Source organism: Bacteroidota bacterium (genome assembly GCA_018831055.1).
Classification (GTDB): Bacteria; Bacteroidota; Bacteroidia; order Bacteroidales; family B18-G4; genus M55B132.
Genome location: JAHJRE010000028.1, coordinates 1 through 12,336 on the forward strand (window position 1 = coordinate 1; position 12,336 = coordinate 12,336).

The window sequence follows — 12,336 nt, forward strand, 5'->3', positions numbered from 1 at the left end:
ACTTAATGCGTTAGCTACGGCACAGACGGGGTCGATACCTCCTGCACCTAGTGCCCATCGTTTACAGCGTGGACTACCAGGGTATCTAATCCTGTTTGCTCCCCACGCTTTCGTGCATGAGCGTCAGTTTCACTTTGGTAAGCTGCCTTCGCTATTGGTGTTCTGTATCATATCTAAGCATTTCACCGCTACATGATACATTCCGCCTACCTCAAGTGTACTCAAGAATAGCAGTATCAATGGCAGTTCCCCGGTTGAGCCGGGGGATTTCACCACTGACTTACCATTCCGCCTGCGCACCCTTTAAACCCAATGAATCCGGATAACGCTTGCATCCTCCGTATTACCGCGGCTGCTGGCACGGAGTTAGCCGATGCTTATTCGCACGGTACCGTCAATCCCCGACACGTCGGGGGGATTCTTCCCGTACAAAAGCAGTTTACAACCCGTAGGGCAGTCATCCTGCACGCGGCATGGCTGGGTCAGACTTGCGTCCATTGCCCAATATTCCTTACTGCTGCCTCCCGTAGGAGTCTGGTCCGTGTCTCAGTACCAGTGTGGGGGATAACCCTCTCAGGACCCCTAGACATCGTTGCCTTGGTGAGCCGTTACCTCACCAACTAGCTAATGTCACGCATGCCCATCTTAAACCGCCGGAGCTTTAATTCATCCTCCAGGAGAAGAATGAATGTTATGGTGTATTAATCCCGATTTCTCGGGGCTATTCCCCAGTTCAAGGTAGGTTGCATACGCGTTACTCACCCGTGCGCCACTCGTGTATCTCCGAAGAGACCTTACCGTTCGACTTGCATGTATTAAGCCTGCCGCTAGCGTTCATCCTGAGCCAGGATCAAACTCTTCATTGTAATAAGTCTGTTAAATGTCTCTAGGATTCACTATTTACTCAAAGGTTAACCTTTGGCAGATATTTGCTACTTTACTTGGCTTACTTCATAATTTCAATGAACTTCTTTTTTTCCCCGAAAAGGGTTTGCAAAAGTAATACCTTTTTCACAAACCACAAAATCTTTTTTTAGATTTTTTCAGTTTTTTCTCACCCTTTCCGAAGAACGTCTTTTGATCTGTTTCGTCAAAAGCGGCTGCAAAGATATGAATTATTAATTCGAAAAATCAAGACTTTTTTTAAATATTTTTTTTGGAGTTATTAACAATTGTTAATATGTTGATGTGTAGACTTTTATGATTGAATTTTTAGGCTGTTTTACTTAAAATCCCGGGCCAGTTTCAAATACTCCTGGATAAAATGGCGATGATTCGCCCCATAATCTTCCATCATATCCTGTATATATAGGGGTACCTCTATGATATCCAAATCCGGCATTTATCTCCAAATTTCGTGATGGCCTGTATTGCATGTCTATCATAAATCCTTCACTCTGAGGTATATTTAACGTCCTGCTATCATGGATTTGGTTTCCGGGGGTAAAATCTTTATACAGGATACCGCTAAATCCCAGCCTCGAATTGACTTGATAATCGGTTCTTAACCAGAGCATTGCCGAAGTCACCGTGCCGGTCTTTTCCTGTGGCATCCCTTCGTAAACCTTTGTATTGATGAAAAGATTGCTGATTCGAACACCTCCTGATAGGCTAACTTTGCGGTTTATCCTGGCAGAAATTGACGGAGAGATGAATTGTGTAGTCATCGTTCCTAAGCCTCCCCAGGAAACAAATGACATTCCTGTGCTTAATGAATACCGGAGCTGGGTTTGCTTTATGAAAATTGAATCAGGTAATTTGCTGTTGCCATTTACTCCTGAATAGCTCTTATTTATGCTTAATCCTGATCCAGTATGGAATTCCTGCGATAATATCAGCAAGGGAAAAATTAGACCAGATATGATAATACAGATTTTTCTGAGCATACCAATAGTATTCCTGAGAATACAAATTTACTAAAACAAATCAGTTAGCGCATTAATGCCGAAAGGTTCTTTCGTGTAAATATCATGGAAACAAGAAGTAGAAGTAGTCCTGACCCTAATAAAACCAATGCTTTTGGCAATATGTGGATAAAAGGAAGTCCTCGCCAGAAAATGTCATAGAATCCTTGTATTGACCAGTAGTTTATCGATATTATCGCAAATTTTTGCATAAACTCTGGCATAATATATAATGGTATCATGCTGCCACCCAGGGTAGACATTATCAGGATAACAATGATGGAAATGATCTCCAGTTGATTATAAGAGCTGCAAATTGAGGCTATGAACAGTCCAAAACTGCTGCATGCGAATGCGGTGGCAAACATCATCAGCAGTGTTGAAACAATGCCGGATTCCAGTTTCAGTCCAAACACCAGATAGGCAAATATAAACATGATAAAAAGCTGAAACATTCCGATCAGGATGCCATACCAGAATTTTGCAAGAAGCATTCGGGAGGTTCGAACCGGAAGGGTCATCAGGCGGGAAAGCGTTCCTGACTCCTTTTCTGTTAAAAAGGAAGCTCCTCTGGTTCCCAGACTGAACAAGAGCATGATTACAGCGGTTCCGGCAACGGCTTGTATTAATCCCCAGCTTTGCTCAGATTCGGCAACCAGTTTAGTCTCCTCTGGCAGGATGTCTTGCAATATATCCTTCTTGCTAAATTTTTCTGCAACTATAGTTTCAAGTGAGGAAAGCAAGCCTGAGGAAAGGACTTCGGGGATGCTTTCCTGCTTGCTGAATTCTTCGTTAATGTTGGCCGATATCTTTGAACCAAGACTGAAACGGATCAATGGTGGCATAATCATTCCTTTAATCATGCCAATTTCCTGAGCCCTGGCTGGATCAAAAACAATTTCCAGAGGAAGCATTCCCCCTTTATGGAGTGAATCAGCAAACCCTTTATGTATAACCAGGCCAGCCGGGGCCTGTCCATGCCTGATCATAACAGTAGCCTGGTGTGCGTCGGTTTTTGAGATTTCCAGGAAATCAACAGAGTCGAGCAGTTGAATCAGGCTTGCTGAAGCCGGGCTGATATCGGCATCACTTACCAGGAGAATAAGACCCGAGGGTTTCTCATCGGTGAATACTCCTCCGAAAGCGAGTGCGAACAGTGTAACCAGTACCACAGGAAGCAGGAAAGTGAGAAGGACTGCCCGCCAGTCACTTAGCAATATCAGTAAATCCTTTTTTATAATATTCCACATATCAATCTCTTAAATCCAAGCCGGTAAGGTTAAAAAATACATTTTCGAGATTGCTTTTCCTTACTTCAAGGCTTACTATTCCTAATCCTTTGACTGAAAAACCATGAATTATCTTTTCGACAGATGAACCGTTACCATCAGTTCTTATCATAACCGTTGTGCTATCAATTAAATTGACTATCAGCAATCCGTTAAACAGTTCCTGCAGGGTATCAACAGTCACGGGTTTTTCCAACTTAACAACTACCAGGTCGTCTGGTGCATATTTTCTCCGCAATTCATCTATATTGCCTTCAGCGACCAGTACCCCTTTATCCATGATGGCAATCTTATCGCAAAGTTTCTCGAATTCATCCAGGTAATGGGATGTATATAATATGGTACAGCCCCTGGTGTGAATTTCATTAAGCAGGTTGTGGATAAGGTTTCTGCTTTGAGGGTCGATCCCTACTGTTGGTTCATCCATAATCAGGATTGCGGGATTATGCATAAGTGCAACTGCAAGGTTTATTCTTCTTTTCATGCCACCAGAAAACGTTCCGACTCTGGAATTAGCGCGTTCCAGGAGTCCAACCTTTTCAAGAAGTTCGTATGCCCTGCTTTTTAAACGGGTTTTGTTTACGGAATAAAACCCACCCCAAAAAAGAAGGTTTTGCAATGCAGTTAACGAATTGTATAAAGCAATATCCTGGGGAACTACTCCGATTTGGGATGCAATGGTCCTTTTATCGCTTGATACGGATGCACCGTTTACAAATATCTTCCCATTATCGGGTATTAATATTCCTGTGATCAACTGGATCAGTGTAGTTTTTCCTGCACCATTCGGGCCTAGAATACCAAAAAACTCTCCTTTTGAAATTTCAAGAGAAAAGTCGTATAAAGCTTTTCTCTCGTTATATGCTTTTTCTATGTTTTTTATACTGATCAAGTTCCGGAGTATTTATTAAGAATTGGTTTCGGCAATCCGATAGTAAACTTGTTTTTCTGTAATCTCCATTGTTATTATTTTCAACAGGATGAAATTTATTAGTATGGTTTCTGCCTTTTGTCTGGGAATACCCCCAATCCGGCAAAATTGTGAAAATGTGATCCTGTTTTTTTTCTCCAGATATTCCATGAGAAATTTTTCCTCTTCCCTGTACCTGATAGTAACATTCTTTTCTATTCCTGACAATTCCCAGGTTTTAAGAAGTATCCTGTTTGCCAGAAGATTTTGATCATCTACCCTTATATAGGCTTTCCAGAGGTTATCTTTGTATGGTGCCAGATGAGGCCTATGATTGCTGGGCGGAATGTCTACTTCGAGTACGATTTTCCCGTCAATATCCCATTCCCTGGTTGTAAACTTTACTTCAGGGCGGGAATAGAGAGTAGCAGCTGCTTCTATCATATAATATTCTTCATCGCTTCTGATGCCGGCAATAACTCCGTTATCTTTTACGCCAACTAAAATCTTACCTCCCTTGGTATTGGTGAATGCTACCAGAGTCCTGGCTATTTTCCTGGAGTCTGAAATCTCAAATTTAAAATCAAGTTGCTGATGTTCACCCTGTTCGATCAGCTTTTTGATATATTTACTCAAAACGCTCTGCCCTCCGGATTTTTAGCGATGAATGGCAAAACAGATCATGGAATGATGGTTTTACAGGAAGACCATATTATCCTTGGCTGTAATCTTTTCGCAATAGCAGCACTGTAACTTGGTATCCTCCTTATCCACAACGTGGAATTTCGTTGGAACGGCTTCGTTGTTGGTGATGCAATTGGGGTTGACACATTTGATGAACTTGCTGATCTTGTCAGGGACTTCGACCCGTTTCTTTTCAATTACATGGTAGTCTTTGATAATGATGATGGTTGCCGTTGGAGCAACCAGGGCGATTTTATTAAGTTCTTCAGCTTCGAAGTAGCGGTTGCTGACTTTAATAATTCCCTTGGTACCGTATTTTTTACTTTCGAGGTTGGTACCAAAAAGGATTTGTTCGGTTGAGCGGTCGAGGTTCAGGATTCGTATTGCCAGAAACACATTTCCGGCAGGAATATGATCGATCACGGTACCATTTTCAATGGCCGATACCTGTAATTCTTTTATTTTGTTTTCCATGGTTAAGCTATTTTTATTTTACACCCAGGATGGTTGCTAATAGTGCTTGTCTTACATAGACTCCATTTTCTGCTTGTTTAAAGTAATATGCCATAGGGTTGGCATCAACGTCTTCCGTGATTTCGTTTACCCGGGGCAAAGGATGTAGTATTTTCATGTTTGATCTGGCGTCTCCTAACATGGAATTGTTCAGGATATATGCATTTTTCACCCGTTCATATTCAATAGGGTCTGAAAACCTTTCTCTCTGAATACGGGTCATATACAGAATATCTACATTAGGTATAGCTTCCTGAAGATCAGTGTATTGATAATACTCCAGCTTATTTTCTTTAATATGCTGTTTGACATAGGAAGGCAGTTTCAGTTCCTGTGGTGAGACAAGGTGGAAGGTTGTTTTGAAATTGCACATTGCCATAGTGAGAGAATGAACGGTCCGGCCATATTTCAGGTCTCCGACAAAAGCTATCTGAAGGCCGTCTAATGTTCCCTGGGTTTTCTTGATAGAATACATATCAAGCAGGGTTTGAGTGGGATGTTGGTTAGCGCCGTCTCCCGCATTGATAATCGGTACCGGCGATACCTCGCTGGCATAGCGTGCGCTGCCTTCTCTAGGATGGCGCATGACGATTAAATCGGAGTAATTGCTGACTGTCAGAATAGTATCCTTAAGGGATTCTCCTTTTTTTACACTTGAGGAAGCGCTGTCGGAAAACCCAATTACTCTTGCACCCAAACGGTTTGCGGCACTTTCGAAGCTAAGCCTTGTGCGTGTGGAGGGCTCAAAGAACAAAGTGGCAACCACCAGGCCCTGAAGAATAGTTTGTACTGGGTTTGCTTCAAATTCTGCCGCGTAATCCAGGATTCGTATCTGTTCTTCCCGGGTATAATCATTTATGGAAATGAGGCTTTTATTTTTCATCGGGGTAGTATTTATGATGGATCTTGCAATGCGATAAAATTATGAATTTTTAAGCTCCATGAAGGTCATTGTTAATAACTTATGATTAAAAAAAAGGCGGCTCAAAAGAGCCGCCCGGTACCTTATTTATTAAGGTTGAATTTGCTGATAAAGTCATTGATGACCTCTGAGAGGTCAGGTGAACCGATTTCCTGGAGATCATAATAGACCCTTGTATTGGGTTTGTTGATCTTAATAATGCGGTTCAGGTCAATAGGGGTGCCAATTACCACAGCATCGCATTCGGTATTCTCAATAGTAGCTTGCAGGTCATGGCGTTGTTCATCACCGTATCCCATTGCAGGTAATAATGTTCCAATATTGGGATAGATTTTGAATGTTTGGGATAATTTTCCAACGGTATAAGGTCTTGGGTCCACGAGTTCGGCCGCACCAAATTTCTTTGCAGCCACCGTTCCCGCTCCAATTTTCATTTCGCCATGGGTAAGCGTTGGGCCGTCTTCTACCACAAGGACTTTTTTCCCTTTGATCAGGCTGGGATCATCAACCTTGATGGGTGATGCACCATCGACAACTATTGCTTTTGGGTTTACCTTTGAGATATTATCTCTAACAATCTGAATGGCTTCAGGACCGGCGCTGTCCATCTTATTGATTACAACAACGTCTGCCATTCTCAGTGTTACCTCACCCGGGTAATATCTGAGTTCATGACCTGGCCTGTGTGGGTCTACCACGGTTATCATAAGATCGGGAGCATAAAAAGGAAAATCGTTGTTGCCTCCATCCCAGATAACAACATCGCAGCCATCGGGGTCGTTTTCAGCGGCCCTGAGGATAGCCTCATAATCAACTCCTGCGTAAATAACATTACCCCTAACAACGTGAGGCTCATATTCTTCCATTTCTTCAATAGTACATTTGTGCTTGTCGAGATCCTCCACTTTGGCGAAACGTTGCACCTTTTGTTCCACCAGGTTGCCATATGGCATAGGATGTCTTACAGCAACAACTTTTAATCCTTTTTCCATCAGGAGTTCAATAACTCTTCTGGAGGTCTGGCTTTTTCCACAACCGGTACGAATTGCGCCAATGGCAATGACGGGTTTGGTGGATTTAACCATTGTGTCTTTGGGTCCGAGAAGCATAAAATCTGCTCCGGCTGCATTCACAATGGCGCTGACGCCCATGACCTTGTCGTAGGTCACATCGCTGTATGCGAAAACGCATATGTCAGCTTCCAGTTTTTTAATTAACTCAGGGAGATCTTCTTCTGCATAAATTGGGATACCGTCCGGGTAAAGTCCACCGGCCAGTTCAGCCGGGTATTTCCTTCCGTCGATATCGGGAATCTGGGCAGCCGTATAGGCTACAACATTGTAGTTTTCATTTCCACGAAAATAAGTGTTGAAATTGTGGAAATCTCTTCCCGCAGCACCAATAATGATTACTCGTTTTTTCATTACTAGTTCCCTTTGGTTTATAAAATTGATTCACAAAATATCCGCAAAATTAAAAGTTTAATTTAAACCAACAGGTTTAATATGAGAAAATTGTTAAAAGGACAGGATTACACAGTCATAGTTTATGCATTTCGTCAATTTGGTATCTTTGCCGAAAAAATCGGGGAAAATGTTGAAGGACAAAATAACAAAAGGTGTACAGAAGGCTTTTAGTGACTTGTATGGAAAGGAAATTTCTCTGGATTCGTCACAAGTGCAAAAGACGAGAAAGGAATTTGAAGGTGATTTTACCATCAATGTGTTTCCCTTTTTGAAATTTTCAGGAAAATCGCCGGAAGTTACCGCATCGGAGGTTGGAAATTATCTTGCAACTCACATGCAGGAGGTGCAAAGATTCAATGTGATCAAAGGATTCCTGAATATTGTTGTTTCAAATGAATATTGGATAGAAGCTCTTCGTGGTGCTTTTCATAATCTGCATTACGGATTAAACGAGGTCCGCGAAGATCTTGCTCCTGTGGTGATAGAGTTCTCTTCTCCCAATACCAATAAGCCGCTTCATCTCGGACATGTTAGAAATAACCTTCTGGGCTGGTCAATTGCAAAAATTTTACAGGCAAATGGCCACAAAGTAGTTAAGGTGAATCTGGTTAACGACAGGGGAATACATATTTGCAAAACAATGCTTGCCTGGAATAAATGGGCTAACGGTGCTTTGCCTGATAAGACCGGAGAAAAGGGGGATAAGTTCGTGGGTAATTATTATGTTCAGTTTGATAAAGAACTCAAAAAGGAGATTAATGATCTAAAGGGACAGGGCTTAAGCGATGATGAAGCCGAGAAGAGCAGTGATTTAATGATGCAAGCCAGGAAAATGCTTCAGGACTGGGAACATGGCGATAAGGAAACAAGAGCATTGTGGCAACAAATGAACCAATGGGTATATGATGGGTTTGAGCAGACCTATCACCGTATGGGTATTGATTTTGATAAAACTTATTATGAATCAGATACCTATCTCCTGGGGAAGGAAATTGTTATGGAAGGGATTAACTCAGGAGCCTTTTACAAAATTGATGATGGGTCGGTTTGGTGTGACCTTAGTGGTGAGGGTTTGGATAAAAAATTGTTATTGCGTTCCGATGGAACTTCGGTTTACATGACCCAGGATCTGGGCACCGCCCAGCTCAGGTATGATGATTATCATCCCGGTAAGCTATTATATGTGGTAGGGAATGAGCAAAATTACCATTTTGATGTACTACGGCTTATCTTAAAGAAACTGGGACGGGAATGGGCCGGCGATATTATACATATTTCATATGGTATGGTAGAGCTTCCTTCAGGAAGGATGAAAAGCCGTGAAGGTACCGTAGTGGATGCTGATGACCTGATGGATGAAATGAATGAAACGGCTGCAAGGATGACATCTGACCTTGGAAAGGCTGAGTTCTCGACAGATGCAGAGGCAAATGCCTTTTATACCATGATAGGTATGGGGGCTTTGAAGTACTATATCCTTAAAGTGGACCCCAGGAAAAACATGTTGTTCAATCCTGAAGAGTCGGTTGACTTTAATGGTAATACAGGCCCGTTTATCCAGTATACTCATGCACGGATCCGTTCTCTTTTGGCTAAAGCCGGAGAGCCTGATTATGAATATCCAGTACCCGGCAATATCCTGGATAAAGAACGCTCTCTCATGAAACTAATCTGGGATTATCCCAATATTGTCCAGGATGCCGGTGAACAGTACTCTCCTGCGCTTATTGCCAATTATGCCTTCGATCTTGCAAAGGAATTCAATCAGTTTTATCAGGAAATTCCCGTTTTAAGAGCAGAAAATGAAGCGTCAAAGAATTTTCGCCTGATCCTTTCCGCAACCACCGGGAAAATCTTAAAATCTGCGATGAATCTTCTTGGTATTGATGTTCCTGACCGGATGTAGGGAACCTTATCCCACTTTTATTCCCCCTTACCGAACCTTAAACCCGTCTTTCCGTAGAAAGAAATGATGCTACTATGCATTTTCCAAAAGTTGCTTCTTATTGCAGGAAACCGTCTGAAAAGACGGTTTCTATTTTTTATATGATAATTTAATGCTAATAATTTCGTAACCTTGCAACGGTTATGAATGTATAACACTGCAACCCACCTTATTGACGATCCACTTAATTTATCATGCTATTGCTTTGGACAGGTATGCCAAACGGGTATGATGTATGGATTCAGAAAATCAACCATAATCTAAGTTATAACTATGAAAAAAGCCAGATTACTTACATTTTTATGGGTTTTGCTTGCATTCTCAGGCCTGACCCTGATTCATTCCTGTCAAAAGGAAGAAACTCCGGAGGAAGAAACTCCTCAGCATGTTGTAGATGAATTCAGTGAAATTCAGGTCCCGCCGGGATTTGATTTTCAAACAACCGAGGATGTTTCGATCCGGATACGGATGGTAGCTGCGGAATTGCCCGCGGATGCGAAGTTAACGGTCTCCCTTTACAACGATTATCCATTTGCCGGAGGGGAGGTTATGTCAAAAGGTTTGATAGCAAGCGGGAAAGACTTTGAAACCACAATTGCCTTACCCACACGGATGGAGCATTTATGGGTACTTGCACGCTACGGTGAAATGGTATATGAGCTGAGGGAAGTAGCGGTTTCCGGTTCGAGTTTAACGGTTAACGTGGGAGAAAGCGTTAATGATAAATCAGAATACTTTTTCAATCCTCCTCCGGATTGTAATTCAGGATGTACAATCAGTTATCCCGGGGTTACCAATCAGAACATTAATATTAATGCCGGTGATACGGTTTGTATTCCTGAAGGGGCGGTATTTAATGGCAGGATTACGTTTACAGGTGGTGCTGCGACTTTGAAAGTATGCGGAACATTGGTTTCTACAAAGATTGAACAATGGAGTGGGGATCCTACCATAATTGTTTCTGAGACAGGAGTGTTCAGTTGCAGTAACTATCAAGTATGGTCGGGAACCGCTCAGTTCCTGAATTATGGTGATTCACTTGATTTTAATAATTCAACCATTGGGCTGGCCGGTTATTTTGAAAATAATGGGGATGTATACCTTAAAGGATTTGACATTTATACAGGAGGCGAAATGGTAAATAACGGTACCATGCATCTGTCGAACAAACTGGAAGCAAGCAATAACTCCACCATTACGAATAATGGGGAAATATATGCGCTAAACCATATAGAAATCAACAGCGGTAGCACCTTAACCAATAATTGCCGTATTGAGACGACCAAGAAAATCCTTATTTATGCCAATCTGGAAAATAACGGATATATGGAAGCCGGACTGGAAACAGAACTAAACGGCAATACAATTACTTTAGGAGCTGGGTCTTTGATGTTTTTAGAGGATCTGGAGGTAGGCAGTCCGGTCACCGGACCGGTTACCACATATGCCAGGTTGGATGTAAATGACAAGACTGAGATATGGAACGACGGTAGCCTGACCAATAATATAGATATCTGTGATGCTGACGGTATTGAAAGTCTGTATGGGACCTTGGGTCCCAACGTAACCCAATGTCAGGCATATGTTCCGCAGAACGGTGATTGCAATCCGGGAGCAGGAACACCAACGGATCCCGATACCGATGGTGATGGCGTGACGGATACCAATGATGATTATCCCAACGATCCCGACCGGGCATATAACAACTATTATCCTTCGGAAAATACCTTTGGAACCCTTGCTTTTGAAGACTACTGGCCATCACAGGGAGACTATGACTTCAACGATCTGGTGCTTTCCTATCAGTTTAATCCGGTAACCAATGCCGGTAATTCTATTGTAGAAATCATCGGTAAATTTAAGATACTTGCAACCGGGGCCGGATACAAGAATGGCTTTGGTTTCTCTGTTCCGATAGGATATTCCTCTGTATCCGCTGTAACAGGGCAGGAGATACTTGATACATATCTTACCATTTCCGGTAATGGCACGGAAGCCGAACAGAACGATGCTGTGATTATTGTTTACGACAACGTTTATAAAGCTCTTGGCAATATGCCCTTTGTTAATGTCTTGCCGGATGGCAGCAATACACAGGATGCAGATACAACAACTGTTGTTGTTTCCCTGGGTACCCCCATGGCATCGGTCGGTAACCCGCCGTATAATCCCTTTTTAATTATAGATCGTACACGAGGGAGGGAGGTTCATATGATCGATTATTTGCCAACAGATCTGATCGATATAGCCTATTTTGGCACTGAGGATGATGCATCCAATCCGGGTACGGGTGACTATTTCGAAACTACTAACCACCTGCCCTGGGTTATTAACATTCCTGAAGAATTCGAACATATGATCGAACGTGAGGATATAATAACCGGTTATCTGAAGTTTGTAGCCTGGGCTGAATCGGGTGGAGTCTTGTTCCAGGATTGGTATATGGATTTACCCGGATACCGGGATAACAGCGTTATTTATCCCTGATAAGATACATTCTGCTGGTCTGCTCAATTTTTTTAGGGCGTTAAATACTATTAACGCCCTTTTTTACATGTATGCCCAGGATTTGGATTCGAATGGAAAATGAGAATTGGGAATAAACAATTACAAGTTGCAGGTTACAGGTTTCAAGCAGCATGGTGTCCCCTGCAACCCGTCCCCAGCAACCAGCCCCCAGCACCCAGTCCCCAGTCCCCAGCA

General features: G+C 42.4%; 9 protein-coding genes and 1 rRNA gene. 2 read left to right on the plus strand and 8 right to left on the minus strand.

Annotated elements, in window-relative coordinates:
* From KKA81_01955 to KKA81_01990, 8 genes are all read right to left on the minus strand, one after another.
* A 16S ribosomal RNA gene (locus tag KKA81_01955) occupies positions 1-866 on the minus strand; the annotation flags it as partial.
* A gap of 360 nt (positions 867-1,226) precedes the next feature.
* Positions 1,227-1,886 (minus strand): hypothetical protein, encoded by a 660-nt coding sequence (locus KKA81_01960; protein MBU2649674.1) that lies wholly within the window; start codon positions 1,884-1,886, stop codon positions 1,227-1,229.
* Between the two features lie 44 nt (positions 1,887-1,930).
* Entirely contained in the window at positions 1,931-3,154 is a 1,224-nt protein-coding gene (locus KKA81_01965; GenBank protein ID MBU2649675.1) for an ABC transporter permease, read from the minus strand.
* Position 3,155: 1 nt separating this feature from the next.
* Complete coding sequence (locus KKA81_01970) at positions 3,156-4,085, minus strand: ABC transporter ATP-binding protein (GenBank protein MBU2649676.1); 930 nt, start codon at positions 4,083-4,085, stop codon at positions 3,156-3,158.
* A 15-nt stretch (positions 4,086-4,100) separates the two neighbouring features.
* Positions 4,101-4,739: an ATP-binding protein gene (locus KKA81_01975; GenBank protein ID MBU2649677.1), complete on the minus strand. Its 639-nt coding sequence runs from the start codon at positions 4,737-4,739 to the stop codon at positions 4,101-4,103.
* Between the two features lie 60 nt (positions 4,740-4,799).
* A complete protein-coding gene (locus KKA81_01980) occupies positions 4,800-5,261 on the minus strand; it encodes an aspartate carbamoyltransferase regulatory subunit (protein MBU2649678.1) in 462 nt (153 codons plus the stop codon).
* 13 nt (positions 5,262-5,274) lie between these two features.
* Positions 5,275-6,183, minus strand: coding sequence for an aspartate carbamoyltransferase (pyrB, locus tag KKA81_01985; protein MBU2649679.1), 909 nt, complete (start codon positions 6,181-6,183; stop codon positions 5,275-5,277).
* 122 nt (positions 6,184-6,305) lie between these two features.
* Positions 6,306-7,646, minus strand: coding sequence for a cyclic 2,3-diphosphoglycerate synthase (locus tag KKA81_01990; protein ID MBU2649680.1), 1,341 nt, complete (start codon positions 7,644-7,646; stop codon positions 6,306-6,308).
* Positions 7,647-7,815: 169 nt separating this feature from the next.
* Here KKA81_01990 and KKA81_01995 point away from each other — a divergent pair, with 169 nt between their 5' ends.
* Together KKA81_01995 and KKA81_02000 are read left to right on the plus strand one after the other, a co-directional pair.
* On the plus strand, positions 7,816-9,594 hold the full coding sequence (locus KKA81_01995; GenBank protein MBU2649681.1) for an arginine--tRNA ligase: 1,779 nt from the start codon (positions 7,816-7,818) through the stop codon (positions 9,592-9,594).
* A 312-nt stretch (positions 9,595-9,906) separates the two neighbouring features.
* Positions 9,907-12,120: an LruC domain-containing protein gene (locus KKA81_02000; GenBank protein MBU2649682.1), complete on the plus strand. Its 2,214-nt coding sequence runs from the start codon at positions 9,907-9,909 to the stop codon at positions 12,118-12,120.
* The last annotated feature ends 216 nt before the right edge of the window (positions 12,121-12,336 follow it).